We start from the raw sequence: 22,822 nt of genomic DNA, 5'->3' as shown, positions 1-22,822 counted from the left end.
GCGTCTCCGCCGTGCCGGCCTCCCCCGCTACGCTCGGCGGCATGGGGTGGGTGGAGCGGATGGCGACGTTGCGGCAGTGGAGCCGGAACGGGGTCCGTGCGCCGCACAAGCCGCTGTTGCTGCTGTACGCGCTCGGGCGGTTCCAGCGGGACGGCGACGGGGAGTTGGCGTACACCGCGGTGGAGAGGGATCTTCAGGCGCTGCTGGCCGAGTACGGACCGCCCCACCGGACGACACCCGCGTACCCCTTCCACCACCTGGTCGGCGACGGCGTGTGGGAGGTGCGCACGCGGCACGGGGCAGGCAGTCCGGGGACCGGGGTGACCGAGCTGCGGGCGAGCGGTGCCGCGGGGCGGCTGTCGCCGGAGCTGCGGGCGGCGTTGCGGCGCGAGCCGTCGCTCCTCGCCCGGATGGCGCGGGTCCTGCTCGACCTGCACTTCCCGCCGTCGCTCCACGGCGACCTGTGCGAGGCCGTCGGGCTGGAGCTGGAGCCGGCCGAGACCCCGCGAATCGCCACCGCACGCAGGCGGCGGGACCCGGCGATGCGGGAGAAGGTGCTGACGGCCTACGAGTACCGGTGCGCCTTCTGCGGGTACGACGGCTGCCTCGGCGCCCTGCCGGTCGGGCTGGAGGCCGCGCACGTGCGCTGGTGGGCGTTCGACGGCCCCGACGAGGTGGAGAACGGCCTGTGCCTGTGCTCCCTGCACCACAAGCTCTTCGACAAGGGCGTCCTCGGTGTCGGCGACGGCCACCGCGTCCTGGTCTCGCAGCACTTCGTCGGCCGCGGCCCGGTGGCCCGCGCGCACGTGACGGAACTCGCCGGACGCCCGCTGACCGGGCCGCAGCCGGGCGCCCCGACGGTCGCCGAGGCGCACCGGTCCTGGCACTGGGCCCAGGTCTTCCGGGGCGACCCGCGGACCGCCCCGGTCGCCTGACCGGCGGTGCCGTCCGGGTCCGTCACGCCTGCCGGGGCGGGGGTGCCGGGCGGGTGAGGAGGTGGGCCAGGTGGTCGGTGGTCTCGGGGACGAGGCGGTAGTAGACCCAGGTCCCGCGGCGTTCACTGGTGATGAGGCCGGACTCGCGCAGGAGCCTGAGGTGGTGGGAGACGGTCGGCTGGGAGAGGTCGAAGGCGGGCGTCAGATCGCACACGCAGACCTCGCCGCCGGACCGGGAGGCGATCAGTGACAGCAGGCGCAGCCGGACCGGGTCGCCCAGGGCCTTGAAGACCCGGGCCAGACCGGCGGCCCGGTCCTCGCCCAGCGGCGCGGTCAGCAGTCCCGGGCAGCAGGCGGCGGTCGCGGCTCCCGGTGCGTGAACGCCCGCCGGCGCGCCGGCGCTCTGATGAGACATTCCTCTATGTTGACATCCGTCGATACAGAGGCGCAACCTTGAATCGACAGTCATCTATGCAGCCGACAGGAGCCCGCCATGTCCCGCGTGCAACTCGCCCTGCGCGTCAGCGACCTGGAGGCGTCGATCGCCTTCTACTCCCGCCTCTTCGGCGCCGCCCCGGCCAAGCGCCGTCCCGGCTACGCCAACTTCGCCGTCGCCGAACCGCCGCTCAAGCTCGTCCTGATCGAGGGCGAACCCGGACGGGAGACCCGCCTCGACCACCTCGGCGTCGAGGTCGCCTCCACCGAGGAGGTCACCGCTGCCACCGCACGGCTCGCCGCCGCCGGGCTCGCCACCGTCGAGGAGCCCGACACCACCTGCTGCCACGCCCTCCAGGACAAGGTCTGGGTGCACGGACCCGGCCGCGAGCCCTGGGAGGTCTACGTCGTCAAGGCCGACGCCGACGACGGGGCGCGGACCGCCGCGGCGCCGGGCTGCTGCGGGGCCCCCGCCTGATCGCCGGCCGGGGCCTCACCGCCCGACGTACTCCGCCAGGTGCTCCCCCGTCAGCGTCGTGCGGGCGGCGACCAGATCGGCCGGGGTGCCCTCGAAGACGACACGGCCTCCGTCGTGCCCCGCGCCCGGCCCCAGGTCGATGATCCAGTCGGCGTGGGCCATGACCGCCTGGTGGTGCTCCACGACGATGACCGACTTGCCGGCGTCGACCAGCCGGTCGAGGAGCCCGAGCAGCAGCTCCACGTCGGCGAGGTGGAGGCCCGCGGTCGGCTCGTCGAGGACGTAGACGCCGCCCTTGTCGGCCATGTGGGTGGCGAGCTTCAGCCGCTGGCGTTCGCCGCCGGACAGGGTGGTGAGCGGCTGACCGAGGGTGAGGTAGCCGAGGCCCACGTCGGCGAGGCGGCCGAGGACGCGGTGGGCGGCCGGGGTCCGGGCCTCGCCCGCCCCGAAGAACTCGGCAGCCTCGGCCACCGGCATCGCCAGCACCTCGCTGATGTCCTTGCCGCCGAGGTGGTACTCCAGCACCGACGCCTGGAACCGCTTCCCCTCGCAGTCCTCGCAGGTCGTCGCCACACCGGCCATGATCGCCAGGTCGGTGTAGACGACGCCGGCGCCGTTGCAGGTGGGGCAGGCGCCCTCGGAGTTGGCGCTGAACAGCGCGGGCTTCACGCCGTTGGCCTTGGCGAACGCCTTGCGGATCGGGTCGAGCAGCCCCGTGTAGGTGGCGGGGTTGCTCCGCCGCGAGCCGCGGATCGCGCCCTGGTCGACCGAGACCACGTCCGCTCCGGCCGGGATCGAGCCGTGCACGAGGGAACTCTTGCCGGACCCGGCCACCCCGGTGACCACGACCAGCACCCCGAGCGGGATGTCCACGTCGACCTCGCGCAGGTTGTGCGCCGTCGCGCCCCGGATCTCCAGCGCGCCGGTGGGCGTGCGCACCTCCTTCTTCAGGGACGCCCGGTCGTCGAGGTGGCGGCCGGTGAGGGTGCCCGAGGCCCGCAGCCCCTCGACGGTGCCCTCGAAGCAGACGGTGCCGCCCGCCGTACCGGCCCCGGGGCCGAGGTCCACCACGTGGTCGGCGATGGCGATCGTCTCCGGCTTGTGCTCGACGACCAGCACCGTGTTGCCCTTGTCGCGCAGCCGCAGCAGCAGACCGTTCATCCGCCGGATGTCGTGCGGGTGCAGGCCGATGGTCGGCTCGTCGAAGACGTACGTGGTGTCGGTGAGCGAGGAGCCGAGGTGGCGGATCATCTTGACGCGCTGGGCCTCGCCGCCGGACAGCGTGCCCGAGGGGCGGTCGAGCGAGAGGTAGCCGAGGCCGATCTCCACGAAGGAGTCGAGGGTGTCCCGTACCGCCGCGAGCAGCGGCGCCACCGACGGCTCGTCGAGCCCGCGCACCCACTCGGCGAGGTCGCTGATCTGCATCGCGCAGGCGTCGGCGATGGAGACGCCCTTGATCGTGGAGGAGCGGGCGCCCTCGTTGAGGCGGGTGCCGGCGCAGTCGGGGCAGGTGGTGAAGGTGATCGCCCGGTCCACGAACTCGCGGATGTGCGGCTGCATCGCCTCCCGGTCCTTGGACAGCATCGACTTGCGGATGCGGGTGACCAGCCCCTCGTAGGTCATGTTGATGCCCGCGATCTTCATCCGGGTCGGCTCGCGGTGGAGGAAGTCGTCCAGTTCCCGCCTGGTGTACGCGCGGATCGGCTTGTCGGGGTCGACGAGGCCGGACTCGGTGTACATGCGGTAGTTCCAGCCGCCGGGCTTGTAGCCGGGGATGGTGAGCGCCCCCTCGGCCAGCGAGCGGGAGTCGTCGAAGAGCTGGCCCAGGTCCAGGTCGTTGACGGTGCCGCGGCCCTCGCAGCGCGGGCACATGCCGCCGGTGACGGTGAAGGCGCGGCGCTCCTTCACCGTGCGCCCGCCGCGTTCCACGGTGACCGCGCCGGCGCCGCTGACGGAGGCGACGTTGAAGGAGAACGCCTTGGGCGAGCCGATGTGCGGTTCGCCGAGCCGGCTGAAGAGGATGCGCAGCATCGCGTTGGCGTCGGTGGCGGTGCCCACGGTGGAGCGCGGGTCGGCGCCGAGCCGCTGCTGGTCGACGGTGATCGCGGTCGTCAGCCCGTCCAGGACGTCGACCTCGGGGCGGTTCAGGGCGGGCATGAAGCCCTGGACGAACGCGCTGTACGTCTCGTTGATCAGCCGCTGGGACTCGGCGGCGATGGTGTCGAACACCAGGGAGCTCTTGCCGGAGCCGGAGACGCCGGTGAAGACGGTCAGCCGGCGTTTGGGCAGTTCGACGCTGACGTCCTTGAGGTTGTTCTCCCGGGCGCCGTGCACGCGGATCAGCTCGTGGCGGTCGGCGGGGTGCCGCGCCTGGGAGGCCCGCGCGTCCTGACCGGTGGCCTTGCTCATGGTGTCTCCGTCCGTGGGCGGGCCGTCCGCGCGGCCCCGTCGGCGTCGCCCGGCTCGGTGCGACCGGCTTGGAGCATATTTCCGCTTCGCCGCGCACGGCCCGCCCGCCGGGGAACCGGTCCGGATCAGGCCGGTATCTCGACCGTGCGCGCCTCGCTGACCTGGTCCACCTCCGTCAGCCGGACCGTCGCCTTCATGGTCCAGGACCCGGCGAGGGGGAAGGTGACGGAGTTCGCGCTCCAGTAGCCGCCCCGGTCGACGAGTCCGGCCTCGATCGGGCCGATGCCCTGGTCGGCGAGGGTGAAGGTGACGCGCAGCTCGGGCACGGCGGTGAGGCTGCCGTCGGGGGCGTAGACCACGGCCTGCACGGAGTTCTCGCCGGTGCGTCCCGGATCCAGCGTGATCTGGACGGTGCCCCGGCCGGGGCCGGCCTCGAACGGGATCGTGGTCACGGACGCGGGGAGCACCCCGGCCCGCGCGGACCGGGCCGCCTCGGCCGCGGTGCCGGGCATGGTGGCGGTGAGCACGGTCGTGATCACCAGGACGACGGCGGCGACGACCGCCTCGATCAGCACGGAGCGGCGCAGCGCCCGCCGGTGGGCCTCCCAGGGCGGGGCGCCGGGCGCGGGACGCGGGGCCGGGCCGGTCGGTCCGACGGCCGGAGTGGCGGGGGTGTGCGCCGGGGGGATGGCGGGGGCTCGCAGCGGTGGGGGCGGGGGCGTGGACGCCCCGACCGACGGGGTGGCGGGGGCTTGCACCGACGGGGCGGGGGCGGGTCCGGGTGTTTCCCCGGGGGCGGGGGCGGGCGCGGGGGGTGTGCGAGTGGTGGTGAGGGCGGGCACGGCGGGCTCCGGCGGGACGGGGGCGGTGGGGGGCGGCTCCGGCGCGCGGGACGGGGGCGGCACCTTCGCGGAGACCGTCCGTACGGTCGCGGGCGCCGACGCCGGCCGGGCGCGCGGGCCCGCCGAGGGCGCCGGCTCCGCGGCCGGCACCGTCCGTACGCCGGAGGCCGACACCGCGGCGGCCGGCACGGACGGGCCCCGGCGGATCAGCGGGGGCGCGTCCGGCTCGCCGGGCTCGGCGACCGCGCGCAGCGCCGACGTCCACTGCCGGGAGAGCGCGGCCACGGCCAGCAGCACCGTGACCGCCGCCAGCTTGGCGAGCAGCAGCCTTCCGTACGTCGTGCCGTTCAGCGCGGGCCAGGAGCCGAGGCCGCGCCAGGACTGGTAGGCGCCGGTGACCACCAGGACGACGACCGAGGCGAAGGCGATCCGGGAGAAGCGGGCGACGGCGGCGGCGTCCGGGGCTCCGCGCAGGCCGACGAGCAGGGCGGCGAGGCCGCCGAGCCAGACGGCGGTGGCGAGCAGGTGCAGGACGGACGAGGTGATCGCCAGCGGCACCTGGCTGCCGGCGGCGGCGTGCTCGGCGGCGGCCCAGGTGAGGGCGAGGGCGACGGACAGCACGGCGCCCGCCCCGGTGACCCCCGGCGTACGCCGGGCGCGGCGCGAGACGCGGACCAGCAGGAGCCCCGCCGGGAGGAGCAGCGCCAGGCGGGCCAGCAGGAGCATCCCGGGCCGGCCGGTCAGGGTCCGCGCGAACGCCTCGGCGTCCAGGGCGGCCGCCGGCCCCGTCCCCGCCTCGTAGGGGGCGCGCAGCACCAGCAGGGCGACGGTGGCGGCCACCAGCGTCCACCAGCCGGCCACCGCCGGGCGGCGCAGGGGCGCCGGGTCCCGGGGACGGCACAGGACGACGAAGGCCGCCGTGCCGACGAGCAGCGTGGCGGCGAGGTAGGCGAACCAGCGGGCGGTCTTGTGGAGCGCGCCGGTCACCGGGTCCTCGGCGGGGCCGGTGTCCACCTCGGCCGAGGAGACGGACGGTGTGCCGACGGAGAAGGTGAAGGCGCCGGAGGCGGGGTGGCTGTCGGCCGACACCACCCGCCAGGCCACGGTGTAGGTGCCCTCGGCGAGCCGGTCCGGCAGGGTGACCCGGGCGGTGTCGGGGCGGCCGTCGGCACGGCCCGCCTCGCCGGTGCCCAGGCGGCGGCCGTCGGGTCCGAGGACGCGGAAGGAGTCGTCGCGCAGGCCGACGGACTCCGTGAAGGTCACGGTGACGGCGGCGGGGGCGGCGGGGAGGACGGCTCCGTCCGCGGGGTCGGTGGAGCGCAGTCCGGCGTGGGCGGCGGCCGGTCCGGCGCCGCCGAGGAGGAACAGGACGAGCACGGTTCCCAGCAGCACCAGCCCTTGCACGCCGGTTCGCCGCCGGGCTCCACCGCGCGCACCACCACACCCCACGTCGCATCTCCGTCGTCCGGACCTCGCTCGCCGCCTCGGCCCTCAGTACGGACGCGGAGCCCGCGCCGCTCACCGCCCCGGCGTTTCCGCCCGGGAGGGAGTGCCGTCTGTGTTCCGGAGGGAGTGCGTCTCCGGCCGGGAGGGACGCGTCTCCGGCCCAAAGGAGGTGCTCTCCGGCCCGGAGGGGGCGTCTTCGGCCCGGAGGGGATGCGTTTCCGCCCGGGAGGGGTGCGTCTGCGTCCCGCACCGGTGCGTACGTGCCTCCCGGACGGTGCGTACGACCGTCCGTCCGTCGGTCTGACTGTCTGTCTGTCTGTCTGTCCGGGGTGAACGCGCTCGGGTACCGGCGCGCGGCCCGAGCGCCCAGGCGCGATCATCGGAGCATGGACGTCACCCTGCACCTCGCCCAGGACCCCGAGGCCGACGAACTCCTCGGACGCAGTCCGCTCGCCGCGCTGGTCGGCATGCTGCTGGACCAGCAGGTCCCGATGGAGTGGGCGTTCAAGGGCCCGTCGACCATCGCCCGGCGGATGGACGCGGAGGACCTGGACGCGCACGACATCGCCGCGTACGACCCCGAGGAGTTCGCCGCGCTGCTCTCCGCGAAACCGGCCGTGCACCGCTACCCCGGTTCCATGGCGGGCCGCGTCCAGGAGCTGTGCCGGTACCTGGTCGCCACGTACGACGGTGACGCCGAGGCCGTCTGGCGGGGCGTCGCCACCGGCCCCGAACTGCTGAGGCGGCTTCAGGAGCTGCCGGGCTTCGGGCGGCAGAAGGCGCGGATCTTCCTCGCCCTGCTCGGCAAGCAGCTCGGCGTCCGGCCGGAGGGCTGGCGCGAGGCCGCCGGGGAGTACGGCGAGCCCGGCTCCTTCCGCTCCGTCGCCGACATCACCGGGCCCGAGTCGCTGACCAAGGTGCGGGCGCACAAGCAGGAGCTGAAGGCCGCCGCCAAGGCCGCCAAGGCGACCCGCCCGCCGAAACCGCCCGGGACGACGGACGCCGGCTGACGGCACGGACCTGCCCAGCGCGGCGCCCGGTGCCGGGGACGGGTCGCGGGGCGGGTTTCGCCCCGGCGCGGCGGCCGGCCCTCACCCGCCCGGGGGACCGCTCCCCCGGGGGCGCGTCAGGCTCCGGGGGCACCCGCCGCCCGGCCTCCCGCCCCCGTCCGGCCGACGGACCGCCCGGCCCACAGCCGACGGCCCGACAGCCGACCGACAGCCGACGGCCGGCCGCCTTTCAGCCCGCCGGACCGGCCCGGGTGGCGGCACCCGGCCGGGTGCTCTGAGCTGGAACCATGACCGAACCTCCCAGCAGTTCTCCCGGGAACCCGCAGGACGACGACCGGGGCGTGCACGCCCGCCCCGGCGCGCACGCCCCCGCCTCGGGTGCGCCGCGCGGTACGGCCCACGAGCCGGAGCCACCCTTCGAGGGCCCCCTGCACCTGCTCTCCCGCGCCGCCTGGCAGACGGTGCTGTTCACCGGCATCGCCTCGCTGGTGCTCGGCGTACTGGTGCTGGCCTGGCCGGGGGCCACGCTGCTCGCCGCCGGCGTCCTCTTCGGGCTCTACCTCGTCATCAGCGGCATCCTGCAACTCGCCGCCGCCTTCGGCACGCACCGCAGGACCTCGCTGCGCGTCCTCGCCTTCATCAGCGGCGCCGTCTCCATCCTGCTGGGCCTGTTCTGCTTCCGGGGCCCGCTCCAGTCCGTCCTGCTGCTCGGGCTGTGGATCGGCATCGGCTGGCTGTTCCGCGGCATCACGCACACCGTCGCCGCCGCCCACGACCCCGCGATGCCGGCCCGCGGCTGGCACCTCTTCCTCGGGATCGTCACCATCATCGCCGGCATCGTCCTGATCGACTCGCCGGTCGGCTCCGTCGCCGTGCTCACCGTGATCGGCGGCTGGTGGCTGGTGGTCGTCGGCGTGGTCGAGATCGTCACCTCCCTGCGGCTGCGCTCCCGCGCCCGCGACGTGCCGCACGGCGTGTGACGGGCGGCACGCGTGACGGGCACAGCAGGGGGCTCCACCGGGGGCGTACGAGGGCGGCGGAGCGGGCGGGCGGGCGCTCGTCCCGCGCCCCCGCTCCCGCTCTGCCCTGCTTTGCACGCCTCTTACGGGTTCGTACTCCACCGCCATGGCTGCGCCCGCGACGCCTTGGCCGGTAGGCTTTCCGTGTGATCTTCAAGCGCATCGGAAACGGCCGGCCGTACCCCGACCACGGCCGGGAGAGCACCCGGCAGTGGGCGGACGTCGCGCCGCGCCCGATCCGCCTCGATCAGCTCGTGACGACCAAGGGCCAGCTCGACCTGGAGACCCTGCTCGCCGAGGACTCCACCTTCTACGGCGACCTCTTCGCCCACGTCGTCAAGTGGCAGGGCGACCTGTACCTGGAGGACGGCCTGCACCGCGCGGTGCGCGCGGCGCTGCAACAGCGTCAGGTGCTGCACGCCCGGGTCCTCGAACTCGACTGACCGAGGCCGCCCGCTTGGCCCCTTCGGGTGGGATTGGCGGCATCCGGGGAACGTCGAATGATCATCTAGTAGGCATCGCCGTCGCGGCGCACTACGCTGCGTCCATGAGCATGCTGACTCCCCCCGGCATGGGCGGCAAGTACCGGATCACCGGGGGCAGGTACCCCCGGATGCGACCGGTCCGCCGCCGCGGCAGGCTCGCCTTCCTGAGCGTCGCCTGTGCCACCGCCCTCGGCCTGCTCGGCTGGGGCACGCTGCAGCTCATCGACGTCTTCACCGGCGGCGACCAGGCGTCGGCGGCCAGTGGCGCGGCGGACTGCCGGCCGGCCCGCGCGGCGGGGCCGTCCCCGAGCCCGTCACCCGCCGTGGCGGTGCCGAAGCCGGGGCAGATCACCGTCAACGTGCTGAACGCGACGACGCGCAGCGGCCTCGCCCAGCAGACCGCCGACGAGCTGAAGAAGCGCGGCTTCCGCATCGGCGAGGTGACCAACGCGCCCGAGGAGTTCGACAAGAAGCTGGACGGCGCGGGCGTCCTGCTCGGCCCCGACGCCGCGGACAAGGCCGCGCTGCCCGTCCTCGGCACCCAGCTCCCCGGCGCCGAGGCCCGCACGGACGCCGCGCGCGAGGACGCCACCGTCGACCTGATCATCGGCGACGGGTTCAAGGGCCTGGCCCGCCCGGCGGACGCCGACGCGGCGCTCGCCGAACTGACCGCGCCGCGTCCGGCGCCCACGCCGGTCAAGAAGGAGTGCTGAGCGGCGGTTACTCCGCCGCCCCGTACATCCGGTCGCCGGCGTCGCCGAGGCCCGGCACGATGTAGCCCTGGTCGTCGAGGCGCTCGTCGACCGAGGCGGTCACCACGGTCACCGGGGTGCCGGCCAGCTCGCGCTCCATCACCTCGACGCCCTCGGGCGCCGCCAGCAGCACCACGGCGGTCACGTCGTCGGCGCCGCGCTTGATCAGCTCCCGGATCGACGCCACCAGCGTGCCGCCGGTCGCCAGCATCGGGTCCAGGACGTACACCTGACGTCCGGACAGGTCCTCCGGCATGCGCGTGGCGTAGGTGGACGCCTCGAGCGTCTCCTCGTTGCGGATCATGCCGAGGAAGCCCACCTCGGCGGTCGGCAGCAGCCGGACCATGCCGTCCAGCATGCCGAGCCCGGCCCGCAGGATGGGGACCACCAGCGGACGCGGGTGGGAGAGCTTGACGCCGGTGGTCTGCTCGACCGGCGTCTGGATGTCGACCTGTTCGGTGCGCACGTCGCGCGTGGCCTCGTAGGCGAGCAGGGTGACCAGCTCGTCGGCGAGGCGGCGGAAGGTCGCGGAGTCGGTGCGGCGGTCGCGCAACGTGGTGAGCTTGTGGGCGACCAGGGGGTGGTCGACGACGTGGAGACGCATGTCCACCACAGTAACCGGGGGTGGCGGGCCCCCGTCCCCGCAGGGCGGGGCAAGCTCCCCGGCACCGGCCCGCCCCGGTCCGCAGGCGTCAAACCGTCCGGCCCGGGGAAGGTGGCAGGGACCTACGCGGGGTGGTGAGACGGTGCCCGACCGGGACTTCCACGACACGCCGTCCCCGCGCGCCACGCCGAGGGCGGAGCCCGGGACGGCGCGGCGGCGCGGGGCGATATCCGAGCCCGGGAGGGCCGCGGGACCCGGCAGGGCCGCCCAGCCCGGGACGCCCCCGGAACCCGAGCCACGTGCGGCGCGCCCCGGGACGGCATCCCGGCCAGGGGCGACGCCCAAGCCCGGGAGGGCAGCCGAGCCAGGGGCCGCGCCGGCTCCGGGGACGGCTGCCGAGCCACGTGCGGCGCGCCCCGCAACCGCATCCCGGCCACCGGCGGCTTCACGGTCCGCGCGGGCCGCCCAGCCCGGGACGCCCCCGGAACCCGGGGCAGCACCGGAACCCGAGGCGGCCGGGACCAGGACCACCTCCCGGCGCGGGACGCCGTCGCGGCCCCGGACGACGGCACAGCCCGGGACAGGGGCCGAGCCCCGCGCGGCGGAGCGGGCCGGGGCGGAGCCTCCGGAGCCTCGCGCCCGGCGCGCGCCGGCGCCCGCGCCCTCCGCGCTCCCCGACGACCGCGCCGTACCGGGGTCGGACGCCGCGCCGGAGCGCCGTACGCAGGGCGCGCCGGACGCCGAGGCGGAGCGGCGTCGGCGGCGGGCCCAGTTCCTGCGCGAGCTGGCCGAGGCACGGGAGTTGCGGGACCGCGTCCAGCCGCGCCGGGCCAAGGCCGCCCGGCTGCGGCGTGCCCTGCGGATGCGCACCTTCCGCTGGTGACCCGCCGGACGGCGGGCCGTACGGGGGCGATCGGGTGCCGCGCCGGGGGCTCGGGAAGGGCGGCGCGCGCGGGCGGCGGAAACCCGCGTACGATCCGGCACGTGGCGGCGACGGGGGCACGTCCGGCGCCGGCCAGTGCGAACGCTCCGGGAACCGCGGCCGAAACCGCCGGACACAGGGTGCCGAAGGCATCCCCTGAGGGCCATGTTTCTGCCACGATTCCGAGTGGGTGGGGCTTCGGAGCACCGCTCCCCCGCCCGCAGCCTCCGCCGGGGGGAACCCCAACCGGCACGCCTATGACCAGTGGGAGAGTCACGGTGTACTTCGCCGCACTGCTCGCGCGCACCGAAGACGGGTGGGAAGCGAGCGACACGGAGCTCGACGATGTGGAAACCCTGTCGGATCTGGCCGACCTCGCCCGGGAAGCCTCCCCCGACGAGGACACGGTGCTCGTACTGATCGAGCAGGAGGACGCGTGGTTCGGAGTCGTCCGCGTGGACGGTGAGGAGGACCCGCGCATCTACGTCTCCGACGCCGCCGCTGCGGCCCGCAGCAGTTACGGCGAGATCCTGCTCACCGACGAACTGCTCGGCCGCGACCCCGACGACGACGACCTCGACGACCTCGACCTCGACGGCACGGAGGACGGCGAACCCGACGACGAGGACGAGGAGGACGCCGACGACGGTGCCGTCGGCGGCGTGCCGCACGGCCCGGTCGGCGACGCGGGGATCCTCGACGACCTCGGCGTGAGCGAGAAGGAACTGCGCTCGATGTCCGGGGACGCCGTCGGCGAGATCGCCGAGGTGCTCGGCGCCTCCGAGGTACTGGAGACCGTCCGCTGACCGCGTCCGCCCGCCCCGACGGCGTGCCCTCCCCCGATGGACCCGCGGGTTCCGGGGGCCGGCCGCCGGGCGGTGGCATACCCGACGACGCCGGGACGCTCCCGGACCCCGTACGGGACCCGTGGCGGGGCGCGATGCGGCTCGCCCTGGAGGAGGCGGTCCTCGCCGCCCGGGGCGGCGACGTCCCGGTCGGGGCGGTCGTCCTCGCCCCGGACGGGGAGACCGTGCTCGCGCGCGGGCACAACGAGCGCGAGGCGGCCGGCGACCCCACCGCCCACGCCGAGGTGCTGGCGCTGCGGCGGGCCGCCGGGGTCCTCGGCCGCTGGCGGCTGGCCGGCTGCACCCTCGTGGTCACCCTGGAACCGTGCACGATGTGCGCGGGCGCGCTGGTGCAGTCCCGGGTGGACCGCGTCGTCTACGGCGCCCGCGACGACAAGGCCGGCGCCGCCGGTTCCCTGTGGGACGTGGTGCGCGACCGGCGGCTCAACCACCGCCCCGAGGTGATCGAGGGCGTGCGCGCCGAGGAGTGCGCCCGGCTGCTCACGGACTTCTTCCGGGACCGCTGACCACCCGTCGGAAGCGGCCCCCGGAATCGATTTCTGACCATGCCGTCCGGTGCTGTAAGGTCTCCCTCGGTAGCGTGTCCGAGCGGCCGAAGGAGCTCGCCTCGAAAGCGAGTGTGGCGCAAGTCACCGTGGGTTCAAATCCCACCGCTACCGCTTCGGAAGGGCCTCGTCGCACGACGGGGCCCTTCATGCGTCCCGGCCTCGGGCGCCGCCCTCAGACTCGCTTCCGCAGCGCCCTGCGGCTCGCTTTCCGTACCGCCCTCCGCCTCACTTCCGGCCCGCTCCGGACGGAACCCGTGCCCCGGAATCCGGCATGCGCCGGCCCCACACGGAGCACAATCCCCCCAGAGCCCGCCGCGCCGCCCACCGCGGCCCCCGCGGACGGGGGCGACGGGCACGGAACCGAGGACGCCGATGCAACCGGTCTTTCTGCTCATCCTGCTCGCCGTGGCCCTGGTCGCCGTGCTGGCCAGCCCCACCCTGCGCGGGCTCCTGCGGGCCATCTTCCGGCACCCCCGCCGGACCACCGTGATCGTGGAGCTGAACGGCACCCGCGTGGAGCTCAGCGACTCCGACCCGACCGCCGTCCAGGCGGCCCTGGACCGGCTGCTCGGCACCGGCGGCGACGGCCCCGGGCCACCCGGTGACGACGGCGGGCCCACGGGCGGCGGTCAGCCGGACGCCGGCGGCCCACCCGTCGTCGTGCACGACGACCCCTCGTTCACGGCCGGGACGGTCGTCTTCGGCGGCCAGGCCGCGGGGAACACGGGCGTGGCCTCGGGACGGCGCCACGAAGAGGCGGGTGGTCCGGGTGAGTGAGGGTCTCGCGCGCACCGGCACGGACGTCTCCGCGGCCCCCGCGCCCACCGCGGGCCAGGCACCCGCCACGGCTCGGGCTCCCGTCGCCGACCAGGCCCCGGCCGTGGTCGCCGCCGCCCCGGAGGTCACCACGGTGACCGCCCACTTCAAGCTGGTCTTCCTCTGCGTGACGGCGATCACCGTGCTCACGCTGCTGGCAGCCCTGTACATCGGCGTCTTCGTCGGGGAGCCGACCGAGGCCGCGACCTCGGCGATGAACACCTGCTCCACCCTCGCCAACCTGGGCTTCGGCGCCATGGTGGGGCTCCTGGGCGGCAAGGCCGTGAGCTAGGGCCTCTCCAGGGCCGGGGAGGGGCGAGCCGGCCCCGGGCCGGCTCGCCCCGCCGCTCACCCCTGGACATCTCTCTCGAACCGACCGTCGAAAGACGGGGCCCTTCGTGCGATCATGTGCGGCGGACGTGCGTCGGTGGGACAGGGGAGGCCGCGGTGGCGGTGAACGCGAAGAAGATCGCCGTCTGTGTGCTCGTGGTCTTCGTGCTGTATGTGATCATCACGGACCCGGCCAAGGCCGCGGACTACGTCCAGATCGGCTTCCAGGGCATCTCCGACGCCGCGGGCGCCGTCGGCGACTTCATGACCTGGATCGCCAACGGAGGAAAGTGATGATCCGCCACCTGGTGCTCTTCAAGCTGAACGAGGGCGTCACCCGTGACGATCCGCGCGTCGTGGCGGGCGTCGAGGCGTTCCGCGCGCTCGGCGACCGGATCGAGGAACTGCGGTTCTGGGAGTGCGCCTGGAACATCAGCGACCGCCCCATCGCGTACGACTTCGCCATCAACTCCGCCGTGGAGGACGCCGACGCGCTCCGCCGCTACCTGGAGCACCCGGCTCACCAGGCCGGCGTCGCGCTGTGGCGGGAGTTCGCCACCTGGGTGATCGCCGACTACCCGTTCTGACGCGCTCGGCCCCCGGCCCCGTACCCCTCGCGGTGCGGGGCCCTTCCACGTTTCCGCCGGATTAGTCCGAGTTCGACCCACTTGAACCCTCAACACGACGTTTTGCGGTGCTTGCGCACAGTGCACATGTGTTGTGATGCTATGACCGCTTTTGACGGATGAGTTGACGATGATGAGGTGGAGTTGACCGTGCCGGCCAGTACTGCGCCTCAAGCACCGCCGCCCCAGGCAGCCGCGCCCGCGCCGGCGGCGCCGCAGCGCAGCAGGGGCGCCGACACCCGGGCGCTGACCCAGGTCCTGTTCGGCGAACTCAAGGGGCTCCAGCCGGGCACGCCGGAGCACGACCGCGTGCGCACGGCGCTCATCGAGGCGAACCTGCCGCTGGTGCGCTACGCCGCCGCCCGCTTCCGCTCCCGCAACGAGCCGATGGAGGACGTGGTCCAGGTCGGCACGATCGGTCTCATCAACGCGATCGACCGCTTCGACCCCGACCGGGGCGTGCAGTTCCCGACCTTCGCCATGCCGACCGTGGTCGGCGAGATCAAGCGCTACTTCCGGGACAACGTCCGCACGGTGCACGTGCCGCGCCGGCTGCACGAGCTGTGGGTGCAGGTCAACGGCGCGACCGAGGACCTGACGACGGCCTTCGGGCGCTCCCCGACCACCGCCGAGATCGCCGAGCGGCTGCGCATCAGCGAGGAGGAGGTGCTGTCCTGCATCGAGGCGGGACGGTCGTACCACGCCACCTCCCTGGAGGCGGCCCAGGAGGGCGACGGACTGCCCGGACTGCTCGACCGGCTCGGCTACGAGGACCCCGCGCTGGACGGGGTCGAGCACCGCGACCTCGTCCGCCACCTCCTCGTCCAGCTGCCGGAGCGCGAGCAGCGCATCCTCCTGCTGCGCTACTACAGCAACCTGACGCAGTCCCAGATCAGCGCCGAACTCGGCGTCTCCCAGATGCACGTGTCGCGGCTGCTGGCGCGCAGTTTCCAGCGACTCCGGTCGGCCAACCGCATCGACGCGTAGCACCCCCAGGGCGTTACCGCACAAACGAACGAACCATCACCGGGAGGGGCGAATCGCTCCTCCCGGTCTTTGCCGACGTCAGCGGCCCGAAAGCCCGTCAGACCTGGTTTCTCCAGGGCTGATCGCCGTCTCGGATGTCGACATGTCACTACAGCGCGTTGCCGACATGTGACATTCTGCCGGAAGCGCGTTTGCCGGAGCCCCGGCTCCGGTATTCAGGTGAGGGCTGCGTTTCCGTCGAAGGAGCGTGGCCGCGACCGTCCCGCGACCCAAAGGGGGTGGCATGTCCGCAGATCAGGGCAGCTCGAAGGTGCTCGCGCTCGCGGAGAGCGAGACCGCGCCCGACGCGCCCCAGGCGCTCGGCCCCATCGATGACGTCCCGACGCTCGAAGCCGTGCCGGCACAGACCCTCCCGGCAACGGAGGCCATCGACACCCGCACCCTGTCCCGCTCCCTTTTCCTGCGGCTCGCCGCGCTCGACGAGGACAGCCCCGAACGTGCCTACGTCCGGGACACCCTGATCGAACTCAACCTCCCGCTGGTGCGGTACGCCGCCGCCCGCTTCCGCTCGCGCAACGAGCCGATGGAGGACATCGTCCAGGTCGGCACCATCGGCCTGATCAAGGCGATCGACCGCTTCGACTGCGAGCGGGGCGTGGAGTTCCCGACCTTCGCCATGCCGACCGTGGTCGGCGAGATCAAGCGGTTCTTCCGGGACACCTCGTGGTCGGTGCGCGTCCCGCGCCGGCTCCAGGAGCTGCGTCTGGCCCTCACCAAGGCCAGCGACGAACTGTCGCAGAAACTGGACCGCTCCCCGACCGTCGCCGAACTCGCCGCCGTGCTGGGCGTGTCCGAGGAGGACGTCGTCGACGGCCTCGCGGTGGGCAACGCGTACACGGCCTCCTCGCTGGACTCCCCGGCGCCGGAGGACGACGGCGGCGAGGGCTCCCTGGCCGACCGGCTGGGGTACGAGGACACGGCGCTGGAGGGCGTCGAGTACCGCGAGTCGCTCAAGCCGCTGCTGGCCAAGCTCCCGCCCCGGGAGCGGCGGATCATCATGCTCCGCTTCTTCGCCAACATGACCCAGTCGCAGATCGGCGAGGAGGTCGGCATCTCCCAGATGCACGTCTCCCGGCTGCTGACCCGCACGCTGTCCCAGCTCCGTGACGGGCTGATCTCCGACTGACCCGCCCGACCGGCCGGCCCGGCGCACGGGCCGGCCCCCGAAGACGGCTGCGACCGCCGCGGCGCCCCTGGGCACCGTGGCGGTCGTGATGTGCCGTGCGAACGGCTCCGGTCCTACGCGAGCGCCAGCCAGGCCACGGCCGCGACGATCACGATGGCGGCCACGACGCCGACGATCAGACCGACACGGGGTCCGGCCGAGGCGACGGGGTCCGCCGCCTGCTGAGCCTGGGGGGCGCCCTCGTCGACGAACGCGCGGAACATCTGGGTGCTGCCGGCGGGATCGTAATTGCCCTGGGGGCCCTGGTTGTTAGCCATGGGGCGAGACACTAGCGAATCCGCGGGGCAGGCCCAAGCGGGGGTCCGCGGACACCGCGGAAGACCCCGCATCCCCTGCCACCTGGGCATTTACGGTCGCAATACTTGCCTTTGCCAAGTTTTTATGCCTTCGGCGGGCTTTTTATGTGCCTGTAGCAACCATCAGAACTTATCGTTGCCCTAAGCAACGAACCGGGAGGCGTGATGGCCGAGCAGGCGCAGTACGACGAGCTGATCCGACAGTTCAGCGCCTTCGGAGCCGTGAAGCGGGAGCTGGGCCGGCTGCTGCCGGCCGACTGCCCCGGCGGTTCCGCCGCCGTGCTGACGCTCCTCGGCCGCCACGGCGACATGCGCATCAGCAAGCTCTCCGAGCTGCTGGCCGTCGACATGTCGGTGACCAGCCGGCACGTCGCCCACGTCGCCGAGCGAGGCTGGATCGCCCGCTCCCCGGACCCCGCCGACAAGCGCTCGCGCATCCTGCGCCTCACGCCCCGGGGCGAGGAACTGCTGGACGAGATGTCCGAGCGGACCACACGGATGCTCGCCGACCGGCTGAGCGACTGGCCCGACGCCGACGTCGTCCAGCTCACCCGGCTCATGGCGCGGCTCCGGGCCAGCTTCGACGACTGCCGGGTCCCGCCGGCCCGGCCTCCCGCACCCTCCGGGGCCGCACCGTCCACCCGTACACCCGCGATCACCACATAAGCGAAGGAAGTCCATGGCAACGACCACACCAACCGGTGTGCGGGCTCATGCCAAGCACGGGGGAGGCACCTCCGACAACGCTCCGATGACGCACCGGCAGATCATGGAGGCGCTGTCCGGGCTGCTGCTCGGCATGTTCGCCGCCATCCTGTCCTCCACCATCGTCACCAACGCCCTGCCCCAGATCGTCACCGACCTCGGTGGCGGGCAGAGCGCCTACACCTGGGTCGTCACCGCCTCACTGCTGGCGATGACCGCCTCCACCCCCCTGTGGGGCAAGCTCGCGGACCTGGTCAGCAAGAAGGCCCTGGTCCAGATAGCCCTGTGCGTCTTCGTCGTCGGCTCCGTCGTCGCCGGCCTGGCGCACAGCCCGTCCATGCTGATCACCGCCCGGGTGATCCAGGGACTCGGCGCCGGCGGCCTGTCCGCCCTGGCGCAGATCATCATGGCCGCGATGATCGCCCCGCGGGAGCGCGGCCGTTACTCCGGCTACCTCGGCGCCACCTTCGCGGTCGCCACCGTCGGCGGCCCGCTGCTCGGCGGCGTCATCACCGACACCTCGTGGCTCGGCTGGCGCTGGTGCCTCTACGTCGGCGTGCCCTTCGCGCTGATCGCCCTGCTCGTCCTGCAGAAGACGCTGAACCTCCCGGTGGTCAAGCGGCAGGTCAAGGTCGACTGGGCCGGCGCCTTCTTCGTCACCGCGGCCGTCAGCCTGCTGCTGATCTGGGTCACCTTCGCCGACGACAAGTACGCCTGGCTCTCCTGGCAGACGTCCCTCATGGTCGGCGGCGCGATCGCGCTCACCCTGGTCTTCCTGTTCGTCGAGAGCCGGGCCGCCGAGCCGATCATCCCGCTGCGGCTGTTCCGGAACCGGACCATCACGCTGGCGTCGCTGGCCTCGCTCTTCGTCGGCATCGCCATGTTCGCGGGCACCGTCTACTTCAGCCAGTACTTCCAGCTCGCCCGGGACAAGTCGCCGACCATGTCCGGCGTCATGACCATCCCGATGATCGGCGGCCTGTTCGTCTCCTCCACGGCCTCCGGCATGATCATCACCAAGACCGGCAAGTGGAAGGGGTGGCTGCTCGCCGGCGGCCTGCTCCTGACGGCCGGCCTGGGCCTGCTGAGCACCATGCGGTACGACACCCCGTACTGGCACATCGGCGTCTTCATGGCCCTCATGGGTCTCGGCGTCGGCATGATGATGCAGAACCTGGTGCTGTGCACGCAGAACCAGGTGGCCCCCGGCGACCTGGGCGCGGCCTCCTCCGTCGTGACCTTCTTCCGCTCGCTGGGCGGCGCGGTCGGCGTCTCGGTGCTCGGCTCCGTGATGTCCAGCCGGATCACGCACCACGCCACCGACACGATCGGGCAGCTCGGACCCGAGGAGCGGATGGCGGCCGGCCAGGCCATGGGCAGCGGGCGGATCCCCGACATGGACCTGCTCCCCGCGCCCATCCGCACCTGGCTGGAGAGCGCCTACGGCCACGGCATCGCCGACATCTTCCTCTACGTCGCGCCGATCGCCTTCCTCGCCTTCCTGGTGACCCTCTTCATCAAGGAGGTCCCGCTGCGCACCTCCGGCGCCCTCGCGCAGGCCGCCCAGGCGTCCGCCGAGACCGCGTCCCCGGTGGCCCCCGCCCCGGCCGAGGCCGCCCGCGCCGCCGGGACCGTCCCGGCCGGCGGACCGTCCGCCGTCCCGGCCGGCGCCGGTGAGACCGCCGCCGAGACGGCCACCGGGGCCACCGCCCCCTCGGCCGCGGCTCTCGCCACCGCCGCGGCCGAGCGGGAGCCCGCCCCCGGCGGCATCCCGGTCCGCGGCACCGTCCGCGGCCACGAGTCCGCCGCCGTCCCGCACGCCGCCGTCACGCTGATCTCCCTGTCGGGACGCCAGCTCGGCCGGTCGGTCGCCCAGGCCGACGGGACCTACGCGGTCGACGCGCCGCACGCGGGCTCGTACGTCCTGATCGCCTCCGCCGACGGCTTCCAGCCGCAGGCGTCCACCGTCGTCGTCCACGACGAGCCGGTCGCCTACGACATCCTGCTCAGCGGCACCAGCGGCCTCGGCGGGCTGGTGCGGGCCGAGGAGAGCGGGCGGCCGGTCGCCGGCGCGATGGTGATCGTGACCGATGTGCGCGGCGACCTGCTGGCCACCGCCACCACCGGCGAGGAGGGCGAGTTCTCCCTCAGCGAGCTGGTCCCGGGCACCGTGACCGTCGCGGTCAACGCCCCCGGGTTCCGGCCGCGTGCCCTGCCCGTCGAGGTCGGCGGCACCGGCGTCGCCCGGGTCGAGGTCGGCCTCCGGCCCGGCGCCCGGCTCCAGGGCGTCGTCCGGGCCCCGCACGGCCCGCTCGCCGACGCCCGCGTCACGCTGATCGACGCGGCGGGCAACGTGGCCGGCACGGCCGGCACCGGACCGGACGGGGCGTACGCCTTCACCGACCTGGACGCCGGCGAGTACACCGTCGTGGCGACCGGCTACCCGCCCGTGGCGACCGCCCTGACGGTCGAGGGCCCCGGCGTCGACGGCCACGACATCACGCTCGCCCACCCGGGCGAGTAGCCGGGCCCCGGCGCGCGGGCTCCGCGGGGCCCACGGGGTCCGTACGGGCCGGCGCGCCCGCGGGCCTGCGCCGACCCCTGTTCGTCCACCTTCGGCAGGAGAGAGAAACGGGATGGGACTGACCGCGAGGATCCGCACGCGGGACGGATGGGCCGTGCCGCACGCGGTCGTCACACTGACCGACGGCGCGGGCCGCCAGGTGGTGCGCGCCGAGGCGGACGCCGAGGGCGCGGTGCGGGACACCACCGTGCTGGAACCGGGCGCCTACACCGTCGTCGTCACCGCCGTCGGCTACGCGCCCGCCGCGGCCGGCGCCCTCGTGACCGCGAGCGGCCGGGCCGACGCCGGCACCGTCACGCTCGCCCGCCAGGGCGGCACCGAACTGCCGCCGCCCGGCCCCTGGACCGTCGACCCGGCGCACTCCAGCGTGGCCGCCATCGCCCAGCACCTGGGCATCTCCAGCGTGCGCGGCCGGTTCACCGACTTCTCCGGGACGATCGAGATCGCCCCGGACGACGTCACCAAGTCCCGCGTCGAGGCGGTGATCCGGGCGGCCTCCATCGACACCGGCCACGGCGCCCGCGACACCCACCTGCGCTCCGCCGACTTCCTGGACGCCGCACGCTTCCCGGAGATCACCTACCGCTCCACCGGCCTGACCGAGGCCGGCCCGGACCGCTGGACCGTCCACGGCGACCTGCACCTGCACGGCGTGGTCCGCCCGGTCGACCTCGACCTCGCCTACCTCGGCACCGGCGCCGACCCGTGGGGCGGCACCCGCGCCGCCTTCCGCGCCACCACCCGGCTGCGGCGCGAGGACTTCGCGATGAACCACCACCAGGTCCTCCAGGCCGGGATCGCCGCCGTCGGCACCACGCTCCGCGTGGAACTGGACGTGCAGGCCGTCCAGGGCGAGTCACTGCCGGCCGGGTGAACCGCCCGTCCGCGCCGCCGGCTCCGCGCAGAGGTCCCGCAGCTTTGACGTGGCGATCCCGGGAGGCCCGGCGCAGCCGCGCCGGCGCCCGTTCCGCGTCGGTCCGCTCCCAGGCCATGACGATGCCGACCGCCTGGTCGATCACCCCCCGGGAGAGCAGCGCGGTGCGCACGTCGGCGGCGGAGGCCCGCTGCCGTTCGATGCGCACCGCCTCGTTCACCGCGCGGGCGGCCCGTTCCGCGAAGGACCGGGCCGGCGCGCCGGGCCCGGTCCCGTACAGGTTGAGGGCGGCGCCCGTCTCCCCTCGACGGGCAGCGGCAGCGCCGGCACCGCACGCACCCCGGCGGCCCGCGCGTACGCCGTGTACTCCGGCCGGCGGGTCTCCGCCGCCAGGTCGGGGGCGTACCGGGGGCGGCCGGTCTCGGCGGCGTCCACGCAGGGGCCCGAGCCGTTCTCGTACTGGCGCAGGTCCGGGCCGCAGGGGAGGCCGGAGCTGCCGGCCAGGGTCGTCAGACGCCCGGCGCGGCGTACCGTGATCGAGCAGGGGGCCGCGCCGGGCACCTCCGCCATCGCACGGTCGGTCGGATGGCGCAGCAGGGTGTCGAGGCCGCGGCTGCGCGCCATCGCCTGGCCGAGCGTGTCGAGAGAGTCCGAGGTCATGCCGGTACGGATATCCCGTCAGCGGTCGTTGACGCCTCGTCCGCCCGCGGTGTCGTTGGCGTCGACGATGCGCCGGGCGAGATCGCGCAGTTTCACGTTCTCCCGCTGCGAGGCCCGCACCAGGCTCTCGAAGGCGCCGGCCGCGTCGATGTTGAGGCGCTCCATGAGGATGCCGGTGGCCTGGCCGATCAGGTCCCGGGTGCGCATGGCCTCGGTGAGCTGGTCGCGCACGGTCGCCGAGTCCAGCGCCAGGCTGACGTGCGCGGTGAAGAGCCGGCCGATGCGCACCCCGTCCTCGTCGAAGGCGCGGGGCTTGCTGGCGTACGCGGTCAGCACGGTCAGCCGGCGCCGGTCGGCGCGCAGCCGCAGCGAGAGCGCGGAGCGCAGGCCGAGGCCGGAGAGGGTGTTGGCGCCGCCGTCGGCGTCGCTGTCCTCTATCCGCACCACGGGCGTGGACCACAGGTGCTCCCAGTCCGGGTGCGGCTCCCCGCCGCCCTGCCGGGCCTCCGCGAAGCGCACGACCTCGTCGGTCCAGGCGAGGGTGCGGCGGCTGCCCCGGTCTATCTCGGAGATGCCCGCGTGCTCGGCGCCGGGCATGAGGTGCACGGCCAGTTCGACCGCGGTGCGCAGGGTGGTGTCCGCCGAGCCCGTCTCGTGCAGGCGCCGGGCCGCTGTGGTCAGGGCTTCGGCCAGCTCGAAACCCACCGGAAAACGCGGCAAATCAGTAAATTCGGACGCAGCCACCACGAACCTCTTCGGCATGCCCGGCCCGGAGGCCGTGCGCAGGAGAGCTCCGCAGCACATTCCCGACTGCGAGCACAGGACGGATAGCACTTTAGCTGCTCGGTTGCGCAGCGGTGACGCCCGGCCGACGGTCCGGCAGCGCCGCCCTTCCGGGCCCGGCGCCCGTCGTGATGGAATGGCCGCCGGGTCAGGAAGCGGCCTCT

23 protein-coding genes, 1 tRNA gene and 1 pseudogene are annotated in these 22,822 nt (G+C 74.2%); 18 read left to right on the top strand and 7 right to left on the bottom strand.

Translation table 11 applies throughout. The annotated features are described in order from the left end of the window. The first annotated feature begins 41 nt into the window (after positions 1-41). The gene (locus VM636_RS15925) at positions 42-935 is read left to right on the top strand and encodes a phosphorothioated DNA-binding restriction endonuclease (RefSeq protein ID WP_338484917.1); all 894 of its coding nucleotides are present in this window, start codon (positions 42-44) and stop codon (positions 933-935) included. A gap of 22 nt (positions 936-957) precedes the next feature. Here VM636_RS15925 and VM636_RS15920 read toward each other — a convergent pair whose 3' ends face one another. Next, positions 958-1,350, bottom strand: a complete 393-nt coding sequence (locus tag VM636_RS15920; protein WP_053913086.1) for a metalloregulator ArsR/SmtB family transcription factor — start codon at positions 1,348-1,350, stop codon at positions 958-960. Positions 1,351-1,428: 78 nt separating this feature from the next. Here VM636_RS15920 and VM636_RS15915 point away from each other — a divergent pair, with 78 nt between their 5' ends. Beyond that, positions 1,429-1,848, top strand: a complete 420-nt coding sequence (locus VM636_RS15915; protein ID WP_030423229.1) for an ArsI/CadI family heavy metal resistance metalloenzyme — start codon at positions 1,429-1,431, stop codon at positions 1,846-1,848. A 15-nt stretch (positions 1,849-1,863) separates the two neighbouring features. On the opposite strand, the gene VM636_RS15910 is transcribed toward VM636_RS15915, so the two are convergent. Both VM636_RS15910 and VM636_RS15905 read right to left on the bottom strand, forming a co-directional pair. Continuing rightward, positions 1,864-4,257: an excinuclease ABC subunit UvrA gene (locus tag VM636_RS15910; protein WP_053913085.1), complete on the bottom strand. Its 2,394-nt coding sequence runs from the start codon at positions 4,255-4,257 to the stop codon at positions 1,864-1,866. A 125-nt stretch (positions 4,258-4,382) separates the two neighbouring features. Then, on the bottom strand, positions 4,383-6,491 hold the full coding sequence (locus tag VM636_RS15905) for a copper resistance protein CopC (protein WP_338484915.1): 2,109 nt from the start codon (positions 6,489-6,491) through the stop codon (positions 4,383-4,385). Positions 6,492-6,931: 440 nt separating this feature from the next. Between VM636_RS15905 and VM636_RS15900 the strand changes: the two genes are divergently transcribed. From VM636_RS15900 to VM636_RS15885, 4 genes are all read left to right on the top strand, one after another. Next, entirely contained in the window at positions 6,932-7,555 is a 624-nt protein-coding gene (locus VM636_RS15900; protein ID WP_051821310.1) for an HhH-GPD-type base excision DNA repair protein, read from the top strand. A gap of 287 nt (positions 7,556-7,842) precedes the next feature. After that, positions 7,843-8,535, top strand: coding sequence for an HdeD family acid-resistance protein (locus VM636_RS15895; RefSeq protein ID WP_030420161.1), 693 nt, complete (start codon positions 7,843-7,845; stop codon positions 8,533-8,535). A gap of 185 nt (positions 8,536-8,720) precedes the next feature. Beyond that, a complete protein-coding gene (locus VM636_RS15890) occupies positions 8,721-9,017 on the top strand; it encodes a type II toxin-antitoxin system VapB family antitoxin (RefSeq protein ID WP_030420160.1) in 297 nt (98 codons plus the stop codon). A gap of 128 nt (positions 9,018-9,145) precedes the next feature. After that, positions 9,146-9,772, top strand: a complete 627-nt coding sequence (locus tag VM636_RS15885; protein WP_030420159.1) for a LytR C-terminal domain-containing protein — start codon at positions 9,146-9,148, stop codon at positions 9,770-9,772. Positions 9,773-9,779: 7 nt separating this feature from the next. Here the strand turns inward: VM636_RS15885 and upp are convergent, their stop codons facing one another. Beyond that, entirely contained in the window at positions 9,780-10,415 is a 636-nt protein-coding gene (upp, locus tag VM636_RS15880) for a uracil phosphoribosyltransferase (RefSeq protein WP_030420158.1), read from the bottom strand. 1,200 nt (positions 10,416-11,615) lie between these two features. Between upp and VM636_RS15875 the strand changes: the two genes are divergently transcribed. From VM636_RS15875 to VM636_RS15835, 9 genes are all read left to right on the top strand, one after another. Continuing rightward, entirely contained in the window at positions 11,616-12,143 is a 528-nt protein-coding gene (locus tag VM636_RS15875) for a hypothetical protein (RefSeq protein WP_030420156.1), read from the top strand. Between the two features lie 134 nt (positions 12,144-12,277). Beyond that, a complete protein-coding gene (tadA, locus tag VM636_RS15870) occupies positions 12,278-12,709 on the top strand; it encodes a tRNA adenosine(34) deaminase TadA (protein WP_030420155.1) in 432 nt (143 codons plus the stop codon). A gap of 68 nt (positions 12,710-12,777) precedes the next feature. After that, a tRNA-Ser gene (locus VM636_RS15865) sits at positions 12,778-12,862 on the top strand. A 261-nt stretch (positions 12,863-13,123) separates the two neighbouring features. Then, the gene (locus VM636_RS15860) at positions 13,124-13,528 is read left to right on the top strand and encodes a hypothetical protein (protein WP_030420154.1); all 405 of its coding nucleotides are present in this window, start codon (positions 13,124-13,126) and stop codon (positions 13,526-13,528) included. Beyond that, entirely contained in the window at positions 13,521-13,859 is a 339-nt protein-coding gene (locus tag VM636_RS15855; protein ID WP_158786416.1) for a hypothetical protein, read from the top strand. Before VM636_RS15860 ends, VM636_RS15855 begins: the two co-directional genes overlap by 8 nt. Before the next feature lie 155 nt (positions 13,860-14,014). After that, positions 14,015-14,191 (top strand): hypothetical protein, encoded by a 177-nt coding sequence (locus VM636_RS15850; RefSeq protein WP_030420152.1) that lies wholly within the window; start codon positions 14,015-14,017, stop codon positions 14,189-14,191. Next, complete coding sequence (locus tag VM636_RS15845) at positions 14,191-14,484, top strand: Dabb family protein (protein ID WP_053913081.1); 294 nt, start codon at positions 14,191-14,193, stop codon at positions 14,482-14,484. Before VM636_RS15850 ends, VM636_RS15845 begins: the two co-directional genes overlap by 1 nt. Before the next feature lie 189 nt (positions 14,485-14,673). After that, positions 14,674-15,510 (top strand): RNA polymerase sigma factor SigF, encoded by an 837-nt coding sequence (locus tag VM636_RS15840; RefSeq protein ID WP_030420150.1) that lies wholly within the window; start codon positions 14,674-14,676, stop codon positions 15,508-15,510. Positions 15,511-15,793: 283 nt separating this feature from the next. Then, positions 15,794-16,696 (top strand): RNA polymerase sigma factor SigF, encoded by a 903-nt coding sequence (locus VM636_RS15835; RefSeq protein ID WP_030420149.1) that lies wholly within the window; start codon positions 15,794-15,796, stop codon positions 16,694-16,696. 113 nt (positions 16,697-16,809) lie between these two features. Here the strand turns inward: VM636_RS15835 and VM636_RS15830 are convergent, their stop codons facing one another. Beyond that, on the bottom strand, positions 16,810-17,013 hold the full coding sequence (locus tag VM636_RS15830) for a hypothetical protein (RefSeq protein WP_030420148.1): 204 nt from the start codon (positions 17,011-17,013) through the stop codon (positions 16,810-16,812). A 204-nt stretch (positions 17,014-17,217) separates the two neighbouring features. Here VM636_RS15830 and VM636_RS15825 point away from each other — a divergent pair, with 204 nt between their 5' ends. The 3 genes from VM636_RS15825 to VM636_RS15815 all read left to right on the top strand — a co-directional run bounded on the left by VM636_RS15825 (position 17,218) and on the right by VM636_RS15815 (position 21,215). Then, positions 17,218-17,718 (top strand): MarR family transcriptional regulator, encoded by a 501-nt coding sequence (locus VM636_RS15825; protein WP_030420147.1) that lies wholly within the window; start codon positions 17,218-17,220, stop codon positions 17,716-17,718. Positions 17,719-17,731: 13 nt separating this feature from the next. Further along, positions 17,732-20,281: an MFS transporter gene (locus VM636_RS15820; RefSeq protein ID WP_078962567.1), complete on the top strand. Its 2,550-nt coding sequence runs from the start codon at positions 17,732-17,734 to the stop codon at positions 20,279-20,281. A 112-nt stretch (positions 20,282-20,393) separates the two neighbouring features. Further along, complete coding sequence (locus tag VM636_RS15815) at positions 20,394-21,215, top strand: YceI family protein (RefSeq protein WP_030420145.1); 822 nt, start codon at positions 20,394-20,396, stop codon at positions 21,213-21,215. Here VM636_RS15815 and VM636_RS15810 read toward each other — a convergent pair. Both VM636_RS15810 and VM636_RS15805 read right to left on the bottom strand, forming a co-directional pair. Then, positions 21,198-21,875: pseudogene (locus tag VM636_RS15810) on the bottom strand (GAF and ANTAR domain-containing protein). The gene VM636_RS15815 and the pseudogene VM636_RS15810 overlap by 18 nt on opposite strands. Positions 21,876-21,893: 18 nt before the next feature. Next, on the bottom strand, positions 21,894-22,637 hold the full coding sequence (locus VM636_RS15805; protein WP_051821309.1) for an ANTAR domain-containing protein: 744 nt from the start codon (positions 22,635-22,637) through the stop codon (positions 21,894-21,896). Positions 22,638-22,822: the final 185 nt, after the last annotated feature.

The sequence above is a fragment of the Streptomyces sp. SCSIO 75703 genome, from assembly GCF_036607905.1.
Classification (GTDB): Bacteria; Actinomycetota; Actinomycetes; order Streptomycetales; family Streptomycetaceae; genus Streptomyces.
Note: the sequence above shows the minus strand (reverse complement) of the source record. Positions and strands in the feature narration are given on the sequence as shown.

Bases quoted from the DNA above. Each gene is read 5' to 3' on its own strand.
- upp (WP_030420158.1), bottom strand. From the start codon at position 10,415: ATGCGTCTCCACGTCGTCGACCACCCCCTGGTCGCCCACAAGCTCACC.
- VM636_RS15835 (WP_030420149.1), top strand. From the start codon at position 15,794: ATGTCCGCAGATCAGGGCAGCTCGAAGGTGCTCGCGCTCGCGGAGAGC.
- VM636_RS15860 (WP_030420154.1), top strand. From the start codon at position 13,124: ATGCAACCGGTCTTTCTGCTCATCCTGCTCGCCGTGGCCCTGGTCGCC.
- VM636_RS15815 (WP_030420145.1), top strand. From the start codon at position 20,394: ATGGGACTGACCGCGAGGATCCGCACGCGGGACGGATGGGCCGTGCCG.
- VM636_RS15900 (WP_051821310.1), top strand. From the start codon at position 6,932: ATGGACGTCACCCTGCACCTCGCCCAGGACCCCGAGGCCGACGAACTC.
- VM636_RS15805 (WP_051821309.1), bottom strand. From the start codon at position 22,637: ATGCCGAAGAGGTTCGTGGTGGCTGCGTCCGAATTTACTGATTTGCCG.
- VM636_RS15920 (WP_053913086.1), bottom strand. From the start codon at position 1,350: ATGTCTCATCAGAGCGCCGGCGCGCCGGCGGGCGTTCACGCACCGGGA.
- VM636_RS15925 (WP_338484917.1), top strand. From the start codon at position 42: ATGGGGTGGGTGGAGCGGATGGCGACGTTGCGGCAGTGGAGCCGGAAC.
- VM636_RS15895 (WP_030420161.1), top strand. From the start codon at position 7,843: ATGACCGAACCTCCCAGCAGTTCTCCCGGGAACCCGCAGGACGACGAC.
- VM636_RS15830 (WP_030420148.1), bottom strand. From the start codon at position 17,013: ATGGCTAACAACCAGGGCCCCCAGGGCAATTACGATCCCGCCGGCAGC.
- VM636_RS15825 (WP_030420147.1), top strand. From the start codon at position 17,218: ATGGCCGAGCAGGCGCAGTACGACGAGCTGATCCGACAGTTCAGCGCC.
- VM636_RS15910 (WP_053913085.1), bottom strand. From the start codon at position 4,257: ATGAGCAAGGCCACCGGTCAGGACGCGCGGGCCTCCCAGGCGCGGCAC.
- VM636_RS15885 (WP_030420159.1), top strand. From the start codon at position 9,146: ATGGGCGGCAAGTACCGGATCACCGGGGGCAGGTACCCCCGGATGCGA.
- VM636_RS15915 (WP_030423229.1), top strand. From the start codon at position 1,429: ATGTCCCGCGTGCAACTCGCCCTGCGCGTCAGCGACCTGGAGGCGTCG.
- VM636_RS15820 (WP_078962567.1), top strand. From the start codon at position 17,732: ATGGCAACGACCACACCAACCGGTGTGCGGGCTCATGCCAAGCACGGG.
- VM636_RS15845 (WP_053913081.1), top strand. From the start codon at position 14,191: ATGATCCGCCACCTGGTGCTCTTCAAGCTGAACGAGGGCGTCACCCGT.
- tadA (WP_030420155.1), top strand. From the start codon at position 12,278: ATGCGGCTCGCCCTGGAGGAGGCGGTCCTCGCCGCCCGGGGCGGCGAC.